Raw genomic sequence first — 16,157 nt, 5'->3', positions numbered from 1 at the left:
ATATAAGTTGGTATAGAATATATGTTTGAAAGTTATTGCTTCGTATCTTTAAACTGCAGAATACGTTGACCAATTTGGTCTCTGACCTGTTGGAAAACAGACCAATCTTTGCCGGCAGGATCTTCAAAGCCCCAATGTACTTTTTTAACATGATTAGGGACGACAGGGCAATGTGCCTCCGCATGATCGCATAACGTCACAACGAGTTTGGCTTTGTTTAATAAATCAATATCGATTTTATCAGAGGTTTGATCGCTGATATCAATGTTAACTTCTTGCATCGCTTTAACCGCATGAGGGTTCACACCATGTGCTTCAATCCCTCCAGACATAACAGTCCAGTTGTCTCCAAGTATCACTTTTCCGAAACCTTCTGCTATTTGGCTGCGACATGCATTGCCTGTACAAATAAAGTAAATAATAGGTTTATCCATATGTGTTCCTCTTTTCTAATTAAGTAGTAGTGAGAGATATAAACCGATAAGTGTGATGAATAGGACAGGTAATGTCACAATCACACCTGTTTTAAAGTAAACACACCATGAGATTTTGACGCCTTTTTGGGCTAGAACATGTAACCAAAGTAATGTTGCGAGCGAACCGATAGGGGTCATTTTCGGCCCTAAATCAGAACCAATCACATTCGCATAAATTAAACCTTCTTTGATGATACCTGAGGCATGTGCTTGATTAATCGCAATCGCATCAATCATGACAGTTGGCATATTGTTCATAATTGCGGATAAGACAGCTGATAAGAAGCCCATGCCCATAATACCACTCAATAAACCGTGTTGTGAGAAGTTGTCTATGATGTTTCCTAACAACGCAGTAATGCCTACATTTTTAAGTCCGAAAACAACTAAATACATACCAAGTGAAAATAAGACAATGTTCCAAGGTGCGCCTTTAATAACTTGTTTTGTGTGTACAGCTTTAGAACCTTTTGCGAGTACTAAGAAAGCTAACGCAACTACGCCTGCGATGAATGATACAGGAATATTTAATGACTCGCTGATGACATAACCTATGAGTAATACTGAAAGCACAATCCAAGCTATTTTAAATAACTTATCATCTTTAATCGCACTACGGGGTGACTTGAGTGTTGTATCATCAAAATGTGTTGGGATGGCTTTCTTAAAATATAGATAAAGCACGATAATACTGGCTACAAGCGCAAAAAGATTGGGCAGTAACATATGTTTCATATACTCAACAAAACCAATATTAAAGTAGTCAGCAGAGACAATATTGACTAGGTTACTAACGACCAACGGTAGGGAAGTCGCATCCGCAATAAAACCACTTGCGATAATGAACGGAAAAATTACACGTTGATTAAAGTTCAAATGTCGCACCATCGCAAGAACGATAGGCGTTAATATTAATGCTGCACCATCATTGGCAAAAAGTGCCGCAACCACAGCACCTAATAACATGATATAAACAAACATCTTAATCCCGTTACCTTGTGATGCTTTTACCATGTGTAAAGCTGCCCATTCAAAGAAACCAATCTCATCTAAGATTAAAGAAATAATGATTAATGCGATGAATGTGAGTGTCGCATTCCATACAATCTGTGTCACTTCACCGACATCGCTTAATGTGACAACACCAGTGATCAAGGCAAGCACAGCACCTACAAGCGCTGTAATACCAATATCCAGCCCTTTAGGCTGCCATATCACAAAAATTAAGGTAAGTATAAAAATTGTTATGGCTAGAAAAGTCAAAGTCGTTCTACTCCTTTATGAATGTTGTGACATGCACAACTAGGTTGAGATGTACCTATATCATGGAGTTGATCTAAGAGAGAAGTATAGGTTTCTGTATTCAAATGATAGTAATGTTTATTACCATCTTGGCGTTTATTAACTAAATGATTATCCATTAAAGCTTTCATATGATGACTTAGGGTAGGTTGTGTCACTTGAAAGTAGGTCAATAAATCATTAGCACATAATTCACCACAAGATAATAAATTGAGTATTTCTAAGCGAATAGGGCTCGATATCGCTTTTAAGTATGTAGATAATGTTTGATAGTTCATTAAGTCATCCTTTCTTTAATAGAGTATCAACTATATAGATAACTGTCTATATAGAAAACATAAAAAAACCTAGCAACCAAAAGTTGCTAGGCAAGATAGTGATTCGATTTATTATTTAACTGGGTTAGCAGTTTCATCTAATACTTTGTTTAAGCTTTCGATGTTAGCTTTACCTTCAGTACGGAACCATTCTACAACAGCTTCTTCGCCTTCTGAGAAGTGGTCAGTAGCACCTCTCCAAGTAGCACGGCCACATAATACACCATTGAATGTAGAACCAGATTCTTTAGCGAAGTATAAAGTTTTTTGGAATAAGTCTGCAGATACACCTGCGCTTAAGTAGATGTACGGTAAGTTAGTTGAAGCAGCTTGTTCTTTGAATGCTTGAGCAGCCTCTTCTTTAGTGAATAATGCTTTTTCACCGAAACCTTCAACATAGTTCATGTTTACAGGAACTTCTACTTTTAATACGTCTACGTTGAAACGAGGTTCAGAGTATTTTTTCATTGCTTCGTTTACTTTGTGTGCTTTTACTTTCGCATATTCTTCAGAACCGCTGTCTGCGTTGTTAGCGTCATAAGAAACGATTTCTAAGAATAATGGTAAACCTTCAGCTACACATTCAGCACCAACACGTTCAACGAAAGCTTCTTTTTGATCGTTGATTGCTTTGTCTTCGTCGATGTCAACATAAACTAATAATTTAACAGCATCTGCGCCAGCTTCTTTTAAACGTTTAACAGACCATACATTTAATAAGTCAGGTAAACGTCCTGGTTCTGAAGCATCGTAACCAGTTTTTTCATAAGCTAATAATAAACCAGCATTTTTAGCACGAACTTTAGTTGCTGGAAGACCATATTCAGGGTCTAATAAGATACTTGAAGCGTATGGTGTTAACTCTTCAGATACATGTACTTTGAATTGTTCTAAATCTTCTGTTTTAGCATCTTCACCTAATAAGCGTTTTAAAGCGCCACGTTGGTCGATTGCTAATGCAGCGATGTAGTTTTTGTCGTTTAATAAAGGTTTAATTGATTTTGTCATGATGAATGCTCCACCTTTTCAATAGTTATTTGATTACTGAATTTCTCAAAGTTATTTAAGTCAATGTGGCCAGTTCATGCTTCTAATGCATTGGAAATACCAGCAGCCATAGCGTATGTTGCTGATTCTTGGATAGAAGCGTCTTTAGAGATGCCATAGCTGAAACCAGCTAAACTACTATCTCCAGAACCTACTGGGTTGATTGCAACGACTTTAGGAATATCAACGTTATAGACTTGTGCTTCATGACGTAGTAATGCACCATTTTTACCTAAAGATAATAAGATATACGGAATATGCGCTAAGCTTTCGTCTAATAATTGATTGGCTAAGTCGATGTTGCCTGAATTAGTAATTGCTTTGATCTCTTCATCATTTGGTTTGATTAAGAGAGGAGGGCAATGTTTTGAATGATTAACAGTATAGTTTAATACTTGTCCTGAAGTATCTAAACAAACTGGTACATTCTGTTCATTTGCGACTTCTAACAATTTGACGTAATAGTCTTCAGGGAAGCCTTTAGGTAAGCTGCCTGAAATCGTAATTAAGTCAAAGTTAGAGATAATCGAATTGAAGTGTTCTAAGAAGCGGATTTGAATTTCTTCTGGTTGCAATGCACCGCTTTCAAGAATTTCAGTTTGACTATTTTCGCTTGTAACGGCGATACATAAACGAGTTGAAGCTGGAGAAACAGTGAAATCATGTTGGATTTTTGTTTCATCTAAGTTGTTTGTTAACCACTCGCCGAATTTACCGCCGATAATTCCTGTACATGTAACATCAATTCCTAGTTCACTCGCAACACGTGCTACGTTGATGCCTTTACCGCCAGCTGATTTGTAATCTTCGGTTGCACGTTGAACTGAATTGATTTCGAAGTGTTCTAATGGGTAATTGATATCAATTGCAGGATTTAATGTAACGGTTAATAGTTTGAATGTCATTAGTCGTGATATTCTCCGTTATTCCATTTAGTTAAGAAATCATCGAACATATCTGGAGTGTAATGAACATCTTCAGGTTTTAAAGTTTCATCCATTGCTTTGATGATCGCTTCTTTTTCTGGAGTTGGTTCATATTCTGTTTCTGCAAATGTATCAACGATGTTTTTGATTAAGTCAACACCTGTAACCATACCGCCAGCTGCGATGACATTACAGTTGTATTCGCTTCTTGCTAAACGTGCACTTGTTGCATCACGAACTAATGCAACACGAGTTCCAGGTACTTTAGTTGCACTTGCACTAATACCTACACCAGTACCACATAATGCAACACCAAAGTCTACTTCACCTGTAGCAACTAAATGACCGATACGTGTACCGTAGATAGGGTAGTGTGTACGTACATAGTCATAAGTACCGACATCAATAACTTCATGTCCGTTATTTTTTAAATAAGTAGCAACTTCTGCTTTAATATTTGTAACAATATGGTCACAACCAATAGCAATTTTCATAATTTAATATCCTCCTATTAACATAAAGAATTCAACATATCTACTCTGATTTGGTGTCGTCCAGCGTCGTAGCCTGCTTTTAAGAATGCTTTTACGCAGTTTAATGCGTTTAATTTACCTACAACTTCGCTACCTAATACGATAACGTTTGTATTATTGTGTCTATGAGTCATTTTTGCTGATTGCTCATCTGAAACCGTTGCTGCAATAATATTTTTTTGTTTGTTCGCAAAGTTGAAAGGTGCAATGCCGTATTTGTCGATGACAATGGCTTTAGTACCTTCGTGTTCTTGGACATATTTAGTAACCTCAAGTGTAATTTCAGCAATGTTAGTTGCTTTACTGTTTACTGATAAGTCCTCGATTTCGTACTCAGCATCTGCTAAAGATTCTAAAATGAAATCTTTTAATTCTTTTGACTGTGAATCACTATGAATAACAATAGACATAATAAATCCTCCTGTTCGAAAATGTTTGATTTTGTTCTTATCTAGAATATACACTTCAAGGGGTAATTTGTCAATTTGATAGATTGTAAAAAATAAGTAAATCTATTGATAAAAGGGAATTTATAAGAAGATAAGAGGGGATATTTCAATAATTAGACAAAAAGAAAACGCACACGTTTCGTGTGCGTTAATATTCGTATTAAATTATAAGATATCAGTATAGTTTTGATAATTCTCTCTGATTGTTTGCGAAATATCGTTATCAGTAATAATCGCATCTAAATGATCGATTTGATAGAAAACTGAAAAAGCACGTGTATTGAATTTTGAACTGTCCGAAACAAGATATTTCTTCGAAGATTGGTTCAAAATAATTTCATTGGCTTTTCCTTCTTCTTCATTCGCAGTTGTCGCATCATTATCGCTGATACCATTGACGCCAATAAATGCTTTATCAATATGTAATGACTCCAGCATTGTATTTGCGAGACGTCCGATAAATGAACCTGTTTTCTTTCGATAACGACCACCGATTAAAACAATATCCATATGTTCTAAGCCTTCATATTGTTCAAAAATATACAGTGAATTGGTAATGATATGTAAACGCATATCTTTAATGAAAGGGAAGATGGCTTCATTTGTTGTACCTGAGCCAATAAATACCGTATCTTCATTTTGAATCAGTCGGCTGGCTTTTTCAGCAATCATACGTTTTTTATCACTATTCAGCTGTTGTTTTTCTTCATTTGCAAGCTCGTTATAAAAGGTATGAGGTAAGACAGCTCCGCCGTGAACACGTACAAGTAAGGCTTTATGTTCAAGCTCTTTTAAATCACGTCGGATAGTCATTGCAGCCACGTCCATATCATTAGATAAATAACTGACGCTGACGCTTCCGTTTTCTTTTAAGATGGATAGTATTTTTTGATGTCGCGCTTCTTTTAAATTCATTATATTTCACAACCTGTATATTTTTTCGATTTCGTCATTATTATAGCATAATAATTTATTGGGAATGTACCATATTTGGTTTTATTTTGCATATGAGAGTGCCTCAAAGAACAGCTGTTTAAAGCGAGTTTTGTCTACTGCTAAAACAACGTTTACTGACTTTTCTTGAGCATTGTAATTCACAACAGTAGCACCGCGTGTGTAAGTGCCGTTTAATTCAATCGCAACTGCTGCATCTGCAGTTTTAAAGTGTTCTGGATGCAGTAGGTAAAGCATGGTATAAGCATCGTATACAGCAATGCCTGTATCGAATTCATCGCCGTGGTAATGATTAAACATATGATACAACATATGGGTAGTTTGATTAATAGATTTCAACTCGTTGATTGCAGTACTTGATAAACTAGCACCTCTTGCTACATCAAGTCCAACCATTGTGATAGGGAGACCTGCTTTAAAGACAATATCTGCAGCTTCAGGATCACAGTAGATATTAAATTCAGCAGCAGGTGTAACATTACCGCGTCCAGCACTGCCACCCATTAAAACAATCGCTTTGATATTAGATTTAACTTCTGGATACGTTTTAAAAAGCAAAGCGATATTTGTTAGAGGACCAATTGGCACAAGTGTAATGGGCTCATCAGATTCTAGAATAGTTTCTCGCATAGCTTCTATAGCTCGATTAGAGGCAAGTAATTCTGGTGAGGGTTCTGGAAGTTCATAACCACCCATACCTGTTTCACCATGTACGTGAGAAGCATCAATCGGTGCATTGATTAAAGGTGCGACTGCACCACGATGTACTGGAACATCGCTTTCAAAGAATGCTTTGAGTTGTAGGGCGTTTCGTGTAGTTTTATCTATATTGACATTACCATGTACGGTAGTAATCATCTTCACATCAATCTCAGGATGATTCAGTGCAATACTAATAGCTGCTGCGTCATCAATACCTGGATCAGTATCTATGATAATAGGGGTTGTCATATCTCTTTCTTCCTCCTTTTAAAAATAAAATAAGCTACTTATATATTTTATAATCCTTCTGCAAAATAGTCTAAAATTATGGGCTCTATACTATTTAGGACTGGGGATAATCACTAGTCCTATTTTTGATACAAAAAAAGCGCAATTATCTCTATAATTAGAAGTATCCTACAACCAATAATTAAGGAGATAATGCGCCTATGTCTAATACTATATCAATAACACTTGGAATTAAAGATAAAAATATCACTTTTGAAGATAAGGTTGAAGAAAGAAAGTATAAAGGGAAAAATTCTTTATTTTACTTTGGAAAATTAATACATTCTCCCAAGCGATGTAAACTTTGCGGACACGAAAATACGAACTTTTCTATAATCAAAAATGGTTTAAAAAAATCATGTCTTACGATACCTAAGGTATCGGAGAAGCCAGCTTATTTAATATTGGAAAAACAGCGTTTCCACTGTAAAAAGTGCTGCAGTTATTTCACTGCTGAAACACCTGTCGTTGAGCGGAATTGCTATATTTCTCAAAACACACGATTAGCTGTGCTGAATAAGTCGATAGACATACGTTCGCAAAAATCTGTTGCTGAATCTTGTCATGTCAGTAATTCCACAGTTACTCGAATAATTAATAAAGCTGCTTCTCAAATAGCTCAAACACCGTTTAAATATTTACCGGAACACTTGATGATGGATGAGTTCAAAAGCGTTAAAAATGTTGTCGGTAAAATGAGTTTTATTTATGCAGACGCAGTAACACACCGTATTATTGATATTGTGCCTGACCGTAGGTTATTTGCTTTGAAAAACTATTTCTATCGTTATCCTCTTTCTGAAAGAAAACGTGTGAAAACAGTGTCTATCGATATGTACGAACCTTATATGGCTTTGATCAGAGAAGTTTTTCCTAATGCCAAAATTCTAATAGATCGTTTCCATATTGTTCAGTCTTTAAATAGAGCCTTGAACATGACTCGAGTAACAGTTATGAATAGTTTCAGAACAACTGAAAGACCTCTATACAACAAGTACAAGCGCTACTGGAAGATTCTTTTAAAACCATATGAACAACTTGAAGCTTTTGTTTACAGTAAGATGCCTTTATATAAACAATGGAAAACACCAAAAGGTGTTGTCGAACACTTACTGAGTTTTGACGAAAGACTTTTAAACACACATACACTCGTAAATGAGTTAAGATCCACATTGAAAGAAAACAATAAAGCTGCTTTTGAAACTACCTTGAAAAATATAGAAATCAATAGCGTTGCTCCTAAACTTCAAACAGCTGTTAAGACACTTAGAAAGCACAATAGTATGATAAGAAATACTTTTGAATACAGTAACTTGACCAACGGTCCACTTGAGGGAATAAATACTAAAATAAAGCTGATACAGAGAATATCTTTTGGTTATAGAAATTTTGGTAATTTACGCAGTCGTATCATTTTATGTACAAATCTTTTTGCAGCTAATCCAAAAAAAGAGATCAAGCAACTTTATGCTGCTTAATCTCTGTGTTTTAGCTCACCAGTCCTATTTGACAGAGAGCCAAAAAAACTGGCAGGGGAGAAACCCCAGCCAGTTTTTTGTGCATCATATAAATACTGATATTACATATGAGCACTGTGTCCGCCGACCATAACCCAATAAGAACCGATAATAGTAATTAGGGTAATGATAATGGCGAAGATAACTTTGAATAATTGTGTGCGTCCATCTTTACCTTCAGTTAAATGCATGAACATTAATAATTGAAGGGCAGCTTGGATGAAAGCAAATCCAAAGATAATTGTAATCTTAGCGTTAAGTGCTAAAGATGTGTAAATCGTCACGTATACTGCTAATAGTGTCAAGACAATTGAGGCAATAAAGCCAACTGTATGTTTTGCTATTGTATTCATCCGCTATACACCATCCCTATCAAGTATACTGCAGTAAAGATGAAGACCCAAACAACATCTAAGAAGTGCCAGTATAAACTTACGATAAATAATTTTGGCGCATTGTCTTTATTAAGTCCACGCATTGCTACTTGGATTAATAGACAAATCACCCAACCGATACCCAACGAAACGTGGACACCGTGTGTTCCTAACAAGATGAAGAAACTTGACCAGTAAGAACCGATTTGTGGTGTTACACCTTGGTGTGCATAGTGTGCGAACTCGTAAATTTCTAAACCTACGAATAAGATACCAAGCAATAATGTGATAATCATCCAGATCATCATTAGTTTTTGCTTTTCTTTTCTCATGTAATAAATTGAAATACCACATGTATATGAACTGATTAATAACGCAAATGTCATTAATAATACTAAAGGCATTTCGAATAAATCAGTTGTTAACTTACCAGCGTAATCACCGCCGTGTTGCATGATAAGCAACGTCGCAAATAGTGTACCGAATAAAGAGAATTCAGCTGTTAGGAAGATCCAGAAGCCAAACTTGTTCAAATTACCTTCATGCGATTGCGCATCAATTGTTTTTGTATCATGCATGACTTTCAGCCTCCCGTTCTTTTTCACGAGCTTCACGAAGTTTTGCTTCAGTAGCAGCTACTTCAGAAGCTGGGATATAGTAACCATGGTCGACTTGGAAACTTCTGTAAATCATTGTACCTAATGTACCGATTAAGCAGATAATCGCTGGTACGATAGTTTCGAATGTTAAGAAGAAGCAACCAACAGTTAAGAAGATAGCCATGAAGAAACCAACTGGTGTGTTGTTCGGCATGTGGATATCTTTATAATTATGGTTGTCTAAGTAATGACGACCTTGTTTTTTCATATCTACAAATGTGTCTAAATCATCCCAGTCTGGAGTGATTGCGAAGTTGTACACTGGTGGAATTGATGAAGCAGTACTCCACTCAAGTGAACGTCCGATACCCCATGAGTCGCCTGAAGCGATACGTGGTGATTTAAGGTGACTGTAAACAATGTTAGCTACTAAGAATAAGAAGCCGATTGACATTAATAGTGCACCGATTGTAGAAATTACGTTTAACATGAACCAACCATCTGATGGCATGTAAGTGTATAAACGACGTGGCATACCGTCTAAACCAAGAATGAATTGTGGCATGAAACATACGTTGAATCCGATTACGAATAACCAGAAGAACGGAATGTTCAAGCGTTCATTCAATTTGTAACCCATCATCTTAGGATACCAGAAGATAAGTGCTGCTAAACAAGCGAACACAACACCACAAACTAATGTGTAGTGGAAGTGGGCTACTAAGAAGTACGTATTATGGTACTGATAGTCTGTTGAAGCCATTGCTAACATAACCCCTGTTACCCCACCGATTGTGAACGTTGGGATGAACGCTAATGAGAATAGCATTGGCGATTCGAAAGAAATTCGACCTTGGTATAGCGTAGCTAACCAGTTGAATATTTTAACACCGGTAGGCACAGCGATTAACATTGTTGAGATTGAGAAGAATGAGTTGATTAAAGGACCATTACCCATAGTGAAGAAATGGTGAACCCATACTAAGAAACTCAAGAATGCGATTGCTGATGTTGCCCAGATCATACTCTTATGACCGAATAAGTGTTTACGTGCGAACGTTGAAATAACGTCTGAGAAAATACCGAATGCTGGAAGGACAACGATGTAAACCTCAGGGTGCCCCCAAACCCAGAAGAAGTTAGCCCAAAGCATTGGCATACCACCATTAGCAACTGTGAAGAATTGAGTACCGAAGATACGGTCAATTGTCATCAATGCTAATGTAACTGTGAATACAGGGAATACTAGGATAATGATCAATGCTGTAACGAAAGTTGTTACTGTGAACATTGGCATTTCCATAAATTTCATAGTTGGTGTTTTCATTCGTAAAATTGTTACGAAGAAGTTAATACCTGTCATTAATGTACCGATACCTGAAAGCTGAATAGCTAATAGGTAGTAGTTAACACCAGGACCTGGACTGAACTCACCAGCAAGTGGTGCATAGTTTGTCCAACCTGCAGCAGGTGAACCACCAATGATGAATGACATGTTGAATAGTAACATTGCTCCGAAGAATAACCAGAAGCTAATGTTGTTCATTACAGGGAATGCAACGTCGCGTGCACCAATTTGTAAAGGTACAACTACGTTCCATAAACCGAAAATGAATGGCATTGCCATGAAGATGATCATGATAACACCGTGTGTTGTAAAGATTTCGTTATAGTGGTTTGATTCCAAGAACGGGTTGTTCGGAATTGTTAATTGCGTACGAATTAAAATTGCATCAATACCACCACGGACGAACATTAATACAGCACAAATCAGATACATTAATCCGATTTTCTTGTGGTCAATTGTTGTAAACCACTCTCTGTAAAGATATTTCCATAACTTAAAGTACGTGATTACTGCGATTACCCCGATAACTAGGAATGGCGCACCAATTTGTGCCATTGTAATCATCCAGTTACCTTGAACGAGTAATTCATGCCATGGGAAATTCATTAATGTTCACCTCCATGATTTTTCTTGTTAAGCTCTTCAGCTTTTTCATCTTTAGCGCCTTTTTGAGCTTTTTCCATTTCGTCCATATTATGAGATTCTTCTTTCTTGAATTCATTATTATATGGTTTGTCGTTAGGTAAGATCATAGCATCCATACCGTGTCTCTTATACATAGCGTTTGTAATTTGAGATTTACGAGCAGGATATTTTGAATCTGGTTTGCTTAATACGCCTTCAGTTACATCATAGAAGTTTGGATCTTTTGGAGTGTAATGGAAACGTTTATAAGCGTAGAAGATGTATTCAGGGTCAGCAGCTGGATCTACGAAGTCCATGTGAGTACCACTGAATGTCAACTCTTCATTCTTAGTTGTAGGTAGTAATTGTTTATCGAAAGTATCTTGAGAAAGTTTAGGTTCTTTCTTAGCTTTTTCTACCCATTTGTTGAATTCTGAGTTGCTTACTGCATGTACTGGGAATGTTTGACGAGCGAAACCTTCACCATTGAAGTTTGAGTTACGTCCACGGAACGTACCTTCTTGGTCAGCTTCTAATGTCCATTCCATTGTCATTGCAGTCATTGCATATTTTTGACCGCCAAGTTGTGGAATCCAGAAACTTGTCATTGTATCCATAGATTGCAACTTGAATACAATCGGACGATCTTTTGGAATCGTAATGTGATTCACTGTTTCAATTTTTTGCTCTGGATAAGCAAAGAACCATTTGAAACCTGCGCTTGTTGCATAAACGACGACAGGGTCTTTGTCTTTTGCAGGCGGTGCATCGTACTCATAAAGTGTTTTGACTGTTGGAATAGCCAAAGCAAGTAAGATGATAAATGGTACGGTGAACCAAATAGTTTCTAATAAAGCACTGTGATGTACTTTACCTGATTGTGTTGTATTTGTGTATCGGTATTTGTAAGCAAATACAGCGAATAGAATAAATACAACCGCAACAATAACAAGCATAAAGATGATTGAATAAATGATCAGCCATTTTAAACTGCTTGCCATTGGCCCTTTTGGGTTAAGTACTTCCATATGTTCACAACCACTGAGTAAAATCAGTGAGCCGAACAATAGAAGCAAAGACTTAATTTTTGACACTTTATTGACCTCCTAATACTACAATTGTAGGGCTTAACAATAATTTTAGTTTATTATGCAATATTTACAAGTGGGTATCCGCAACTTTTTTACATAAAAATAAAGAAAGCCTTACAGACACTAGGCCTGACGGGCTTTCACAGATTTGTTAAATTTATGTGTCCATTTTGTGAATACTGACAAAAATGACAGAAAGCACAAAAAAGGGCGCTGTAGTTGAGAATGCTTATCAATTAAGGGGTTGGAAGCGCTAGCGCCAAAAAACAAAATAATTATTTTTAAATAGATTTTATCGACAAGTTACTTGACTTCTATGTAGCGTTCAGAAATATCTTTCGCTCCATCTGAATCAATGACTTGATATTCGACTTTGTATTTACCAATTTTATTTGTATCGACATGACCATTGACGATAATCTGATCAGTCAAATCTCCGTCTTCTTTATCATAAGCGCTGATTCCATTCAGTAAGTTGTAATTTTCGCCTTTTTGAATAATCGCATCTTCAACACCTTTAAGCTTTGGTACAGAGTTATCTGTAGCTTCAGCGTTTAAATTGGGTGTTACTAATGTAGCAGACACACCAAGTGCTGAAAGTGACTGTAATAGTTTGTTCATTGTTTAGACCTCCGTATTCAATGGCTAATCATTAAAGCGTCATATTAATCAGTTCAATCACGAATATTTGCGATTGAACTTTGTATTAGGTTCAATATACCGTGTTTATTTCTTTATTACATCCTACTACGGACCTAATCTTTATCACAAGACTAATTTTACAGAATAATTATGAAAATCAGATTAAAATAACGTTAAGTTTTCTCAGTTGTCAAATATTTACTGAGAAAAAAGCGGAAATATTTAGAAACATTATATAGGAAAGAAGTTAAAGGGGGATTTATGCTAAATAATAATGGGGGTCATACTTTATTTCATTACTAACATGGGATTTTGAGTCCCGCACATGTAAGAAGAATGCTTTAAATAAAAACCATTATAATACGTTTTAAGTTTGTCATATTGTTTATACTTAATTGTGAAAAGAATATGAAGAAATATGAAATAAAATTGTCTATTATGTGAACTAGGTTCTTAATTGTTTTAATTTCGTCATATTCGTATTATGATGAAATTGAGTCGAAGAGGGAGTGAAGTTAAATGTTATCTGAAAAAGATATGGATATTATTAAACAAACAGTACCAGTTCTTCAAGAAAAAGGTGTGGAAATTACGTCATTCTTCTACAATAGAATGTTCAATGAACACCCAGAGTTACGCAACATGTTCAACCAAACTAACCAGAAAAAAGGTTTGCAATCCACAGCCTTAGCTCAAACAGTCTTAGCTGCAGCAGCAAACATTGAACAGTTAGGTGCAATTATGCCTGTAGTTAAAGAGATTGCTTACAAACACGTTGCATTACAAGTACCTGAATCAGGTTACAAAATTGTTGGTGAAAATTTAATCGCAGCAATTATGCACGTTTTAGATTTAAAAGAAGAAGATCCAGTGATTCAAGCTTGGATTAACGCATACTGGGAAATTGCAGATGTATTCATTCAAGTAGAGAAAGACATGTATGCTGAAATGTTATGGGATGGTTTCCAACCATTCACAGTTACAAACATTGAAAATGTCGCTTCAGATATTAAAGCATTTACAGTTTCATCAGATAAATATGATTTACGCAACTTTGAAGCAGGTCAATATATTACAGTTGATGTTTCAAGTGATAAATTACCATACAGAGCAAAACGTCACTATTCAATCGTTGGCGGAGACGAAGATACGTTAACATTCGCAGTTAAACGTGATGTTTCTGAAGACAGTGAAGGTGAAGTTTCAACTATCTTGCATGACGAAGTGAAAGTTGGAGATGATATCAACTTAACTGCGCCAGTAGGTGCATTCAGATTGCATAACACTGACAAAAACCAGTTATTCTTAGCATCAGGTATTGGTGTAACACCATTAGTGTCAATGTATGAAAAAGCAATTGAAGTCGGTGTACCGAACATTCAATTCATTCACAATACAACTGATGTTAATGATGTACCATTCTCACAACGTTTATCTAACGATGCAGCAGAAAATGATAATGTGACTTATGAAATCCATGATCGCAAATCAAATGGCTACATCACTCAAGAAGATTTAAAACAATATGTTACAGAAGATACAGAAGTTTATGTATGTGGCGGTATTTCATTCTTGAAATCAATCGTCAATGAATTATATGAATTAGGTTTAGACAAATCACAAATTCATTTCGAAACATTCATTCCACGTTTAAGCGTAGACGTTTAATTTTTACTGAAATAATAATCTGAATGATAGAGAAGGAGCTGTTCATTCCGAATTTTCGGAAGGGACAGCTCCTTTTTGTTTGGTTCATGAATCGAGCATAAAAAGTGTTCACACGTCTTGAATATTGATATGATGATAAGAAAAGAAGGGGGACATATTCATGGATAAAACAGTTAAATTATTAAAGGACTTAACAGACGTGAACGGAATTGCCGGTCACGAATACAAAGTAAAACAACTGATGAAAGATTATTTGAAACCTGTTTCAGATGAACTGGTTGAAGATAATTTAGGTGGCATCTTCGGAAAGAAAAAAGCAGAGAAAGGTTCAAAAACTTTAATGCTTGCCGGTCATTTAGATGAAGTTGGATTTATGGTGACTAAAATCGACGACAAAGGTTATTTGAAATTCACACCTGTCGGTGGTTGGTGGAGTCAAGTAATGTTATCTCAAAAAGTAACTGTAACAACAGATGATGACAAAGAGATTAGAGGGATCATTGGTTCTAAACCTCCGCATGTCTTAACGCCTGAACAACGTAAAACACCAATTGATATCAAGGATATGTTTATTGATGTAGGTGTAGCTTCAAAAGAAGAAGCTGAAAAACTTGGTATTGATATCGGTGACATGGTAACACCATACTCTGAGTTCGAAGTATTAGGTGATGAGAACTACTTAACAGCAAAAGCATTTGATAATCGCTTCGGCTGTGCACTTGCTGTAGATACTTTAAACAATCTAAAAGACGACGCAATCAATGTTAACTTAGTATCAGGTGCAACTGTTCAAGAAGAAGTTGGTTTACGTGGTGCGAAAGTTGCGGCGAATAAAATCAAACCAGATTTAGCTATTGCGGTGGATGTCGGCATTGCTTATGATACACCAGGAATGGGCGGCGGTGATCATGAAGCTGAACTTGGCAAAGGACCATTAGTCGTACTTATGGACGCGACAGCAATCGGTCATTCTGGATTTAGAAAGCACGTGAAAAAAGTAGCACAAGACAAAGGTATTGAAATCCAATGGGATACAACGCCAGGCGGCGGCACAGATGCAGGCAGTATCCATTTAGCACATGAAGGTATTCCTTCAATCGTTGTGGGTGTTCCGCTTCGTTACATGCATTCAAATGTTTCTGTTATGCATAAACAAGACTACTTGAACGCTGTACAATTAGTGACAGAAATCGCTAAATCACTAGACGACGAAACAATCGAACAAATTATTTGGTAAACCATTTTTCAATCGTCTATTTCACGCAAATGATTATAAATAAAAAAGAGCGGTCGGTACTTG

17 protein-coding genes are annotated in these 16,157 nt (G+C 36.3%); 3 read left to right on the top strand and 14 right to left on the bottom strand.

Translation table 11 applies throughout. From position 1 onward, the window contains the following. Positions 1-32: 32 nt before the first annotated feature. From arsC to rihC, 9 genes are all read right to left on the bottom strand, one after another. On the bottom strand, positions 33-434 hold the full coding sequence (arsC, locus tag MUA87_RS08955; RefSeq protein WP_262550575.1) for an arsenate reductase (thioredoxin): 402 nt from the start codon (positions 432-434) through the stop codon (positions 33-35). 15 nt (positions 435-449) lie between these two features. Further along, positions 450-1,739: an arsenite efflux transporter membrane subunit ArsB gene (gene arsB, locus MUA87_RS08950; protein WP_262550573.1), complete on the bottom strand. Its 1,290-nt coding sequence runs from the start codon at positions 1,737-1,739 to the stop codon at positions 450-452. Beyond that, positions 1,736-2,056: an ArsR/SmtB family transcription factor gene (locus tag MUA87_RS08945; protein WP_023015961.1), complete on the bottom strand. Its 321-nt coding sequence runs from the start codon at positions 2,054-2,056 to the stop codon at positions 1,736-1,738. The genes arsB and MUA87_RS08945 overlap by 4 nt, the downstream gene beginning before the upstream one ends. A 111-nt stretch (positions 2,057-2,167) precedes the next feature. Further along, positions 2,168-3,103, bottom strand: coding sequence for a tagatose-bisphosphate aldolase (gene lacD, locus MUA87_RS08940; RefSeq protein WP_262550571.1), 936 nt, complete (start codon positions 3,101-3,103; stop codon positions 2,168-2,170). 74 nt (positions 3,104-3,177) lie between these two features. Continuing rightward, positions 3,178-4,047 carry a 1-phosphofructokinase family hexose kinase gene (locus tag MUA87_RS08935; RefSeq protein WP_262550569.1) on the bottom strand — a complete coding sequence of 290 codons (870 nt, stop codon included), beginning with the start codon at positions 4,045-4,047 and terminating at the stop codon, positions 3,178-3,180. Continuing rightward, the gene (lacB, locus tag MUA87_RS08930) at positions 4,047-4,562 is read right to left on the bottom strand and encodes a galactose-6-phosphate isomerase subunit LacB (protein ID WP_002480481.1); all 516 of its coding nucleotides are present in this window, start codon (positions 4,560-4,562) and stop codon (positions 4,047-4,049) included. Before lacB ends, MUA87_RS08935 begins: the two co-directional genes overlap by 1 nt. A gap of 17 nt (positions 4,563-4,579) precedes the next feature. Next, the gene (locus MUA87_RS08925; RefSeq protein WP_002480482.1) at positions 4,580-5,011 is read right to left on the bottom strand and encodes an RpiB/LacA/LacB family sugar-phosphate isomerase; all 432 of its coding nucleotides are present in this window, start codon (positions 5,009-5,011) and stop codon (positions 4,580-4,582) included. Between the two features lie 204 nt (positions 5,012-5,215). Next, complete coding sequence (locus tag MUA87_RS08920) at positions 5,216-5,965, bottom strand: DeoR/GlpR family DNA-binding transcription regulator (protein ID WP_002480483.1); 750 nt, start codon at positions 5,963-5,965, stop codon at positions 5,216-5,218. 81 nt (positions 5,966-6,046) lie between these two features. Then, on the bottom strand, positions 6,047-6,955 hold the full coding sequence (gene rihC / locus MUA87_RS08915) for a ribonucleoside hydrolase RihC (RefSeq protein ID WP_002480484.1): 909 nt from the start codon (positions 6,953-6,955) through the stop codon (positions 6,047-6,049). Between the two features lie 200 nt (positions 6,956-7,155). Between rihC and MUA87_RS08910 the strand changes: the two genes are divergently transcribed. Beyond that, positions 7,156-8,472, top strand: coding sequence for an ISL3 family transposase (locus MUA87_RS08910; protein WP_262550567.1), 1,317 nt, complete (start codon positions 7,156-7,158; stop codon positions 8,470-8,472). Between the two features lie 101 nt (positions 8,473-8,573). On the opposite strand, the gene qoxD is transcribed toward MUA87_RS08910, so the two are convergent. The 5 genes from qoxD to MUA87_RS08885 form a co-directional block, all read right to left on the bottom strand. Further along, on the bottom strand, positions 8,574-8,864 hold the full coding sequence (gene qoxD, locus MUA87_RS08905; protein WP_002480486.1) for a cytochrome aa3 quinol oxidase subunit IV: 291 nt from the start codon (positions 8,862-8,864) through the stop codon (positions 8,574-8,576). Then, entirely contained in the window at positions 8,861-9,463 is a 603-nt protein-coding gene (qoxC, locus tag MUA87_RS08900) for a cytochrome aa3 quinol oxidase subunit III (protein ID WP_002480487.1), read from the bottom strand. Before qoxC ends, qoxD begins: the two co-directional genes overlap by 4 nt. Then, complete coding sequence (gene qoxB, locus MUA87_RS08895; protein WP_002480488.1) at positions 9,456-11,438, bottom strand: cytochrome aa3 quinol oxidase subunit I; 1,983 nt, start codon at positions 11,436-11,438, stop codon at positions 9,456-9,458. The genes qoxC and qoxB overlap by 8 nt, the downstream gene beginning before the upstream one ends. Continuing rightward, positions 11,438-12,550 (bottom strand): cytochrome aa3 quinol oxidase subunit II, encoded by a 1,113-nt coding sequence (qoxA, locus tag MUA87_RS08890; protein WP_002480489.1) that lies wholly within the window; start codon positions 12,548-12,550, stop codon positions 11,438-11,440. Before qoxA ends, qoxB begins: the two co-directional genes overlap by 1 nt. Positions 12,551-12,850: 300 nt before the next feature. Then, positions 12,851-13,168, bottom strand: a complete 318-nt coding sequence (locus MUA87_RS08885) for a DUF5011 domain-containing protein (protein ID WP_002480490.1) — start codon at positions 13,166-13,168, stop codon at positions 12,851-12,853. A 540-nt stretch (positions 13,169-13,708) separates the two neighbouring features. On the opposite strand from MUA87_RS08885, the gene MUA87_RS08880 reads away from it, so the two are divergent. Further along, positions 13,709-14,857 carry a globin domain-containing protein gene (locus tag MUA87_RS08880; protein ID WP_002480491.1) on the top strand — a complete coding sequence of 383 codons (1,149 nt, stop codon included), beginning with the start codon at positions 13,709-13,711 and terminating at the stop codon, positions 14,855-14,857. A gap of 160 nt (positions 14,858-15,017) precedes the next feature. Next, the gene (locus MUA87_RS08875; protein WP_107593463.1) at positions 15,018-16,094 is read left to right on the top strand and encodes a M42 family metallopeptidase; all 1,077 of its coding nucleotides are present in this window, start codon (positions 15,018-15,020) and stop codon (positions 16,092-16,094) included. Positions 16,095-16,157 lie beyond the last annotated feature (63 nt).

The sequence above is a fragment of the Staphylococcus simulans genome, assembly GCF_025561465.1.
Classification (GTDB): Bacteria; Bacillota; Bacilli; order Staphylococcales; family Staphylococcaceae; genus Staphylococcus; species Staphylococcus simulans.
The sequence above is the reverse complement of the archived record's forward strand: the minus strand, read 5'-3'. Positions and strand labels throughout refer to the sequence as shown.

Excerpts from the sequence above, each read along its gene's own strand:
- arsC (WP_262550575.1), bottom strand. The coding sequence starts at position 434 with ATGGATAAACCTATTATTTACTTTATTTGTACAGGCAATGCATGTCGC.
- MUA87_RS08945 (WP_023015961.1), bottom strand. The coding sequence starts at position 2,056 with ATGAACTATCAAACATTATCTACATACTTAAAAGCGATATCGAGCCCT.
- lacD (WP_262550571.1), bottom strand. The coding sequence starts at position 3,103 with ATGACAAAATCAATTAAACCTTTATTAAACGACAAAAACTACATCGCT.
- MUA87_RS08935 (WP_262550569.1), bottom strand. The coding sequence starts at position 4,047 with ATGACATTCAAACTATTAACCGTTACATTAAATCCTGCAATTGATATC.
- lacB (WP_002480481.1), bottom strand. The coding sequence starts at position 4,562 with ATGAAAATTGCTATTGGTTGTGACCATATTGTTACAAATATTAAAGCA.
- MUA87_RS08925 (WP_002480482.1), bottom strand. The coding sequence starts at position 5,011 with ATGTCTATTGTTATTCATAGTGATTCACAGTCAAAAGAATTAAAAGAT.
- MUA87_RS08920 (WP_002480483.1), bottom strand. The coding sequence starts at position 5,965 with ATGAATTTAAAAGAAGCGCGACATCAAAAAATACTATCCATCTTAAAA.
- rihC (WP_002480484.1), bottom strand. The coding sequence starts at position 6,955 with ATGACAACCCCTATTATCATAGATACTGATCCAGGTATTGATGACGCA.
- MUA87_RS08910 (WP_262550567.1), top strand. The coding sequence starts at position 7,156 with ATGTCTAATACTATATCAATAACACTTGGAATTAAAGATAAAAATATC.
- qoxD (WP_002480486.1), bottom strand. The coding sequence starts at position 8,864 with ATGAATACAATAGCAAAACATACAGTTGGCTTTATTGCCTCAATTGTC.
- qoxC (WP_002480487.1), bottom strand. The coding sequence starts at position 9,463 with ATGCATGATACAAAAACAATTGATGCGCAATCGCATGAAGGTAATTTG.
- qoxB (WP_002480488.1), bottom strand. The coding sequence starts at position 11,438 with ATGAATTTCCCATGGCATGAATTACTCGTTCAAGGTAACTGGATGATT.
- MUA87_RS08885 (WP_002480490.1), bottom strand. The coding sequence starts at position 13,168 with ATGAACAAACTATTACAGTCACTTTCAGCACTTGGTGTGTCTGCTACA.
- MUA87_RS08880 (WP_002480491.1), top strand. The coding sequence starts at position 13,709 with ATGTTATCTGAAAAAGATATGGATATTATTAAACAAACAGTACCAGTT.
- MUA87_RS08875 (WP_107593463.1), top strand. The coding sequence starts at position 15,018 with ATGGATAAAACAGTTAAATTATTAAAGGACTTAACAGACGTGAACGGA.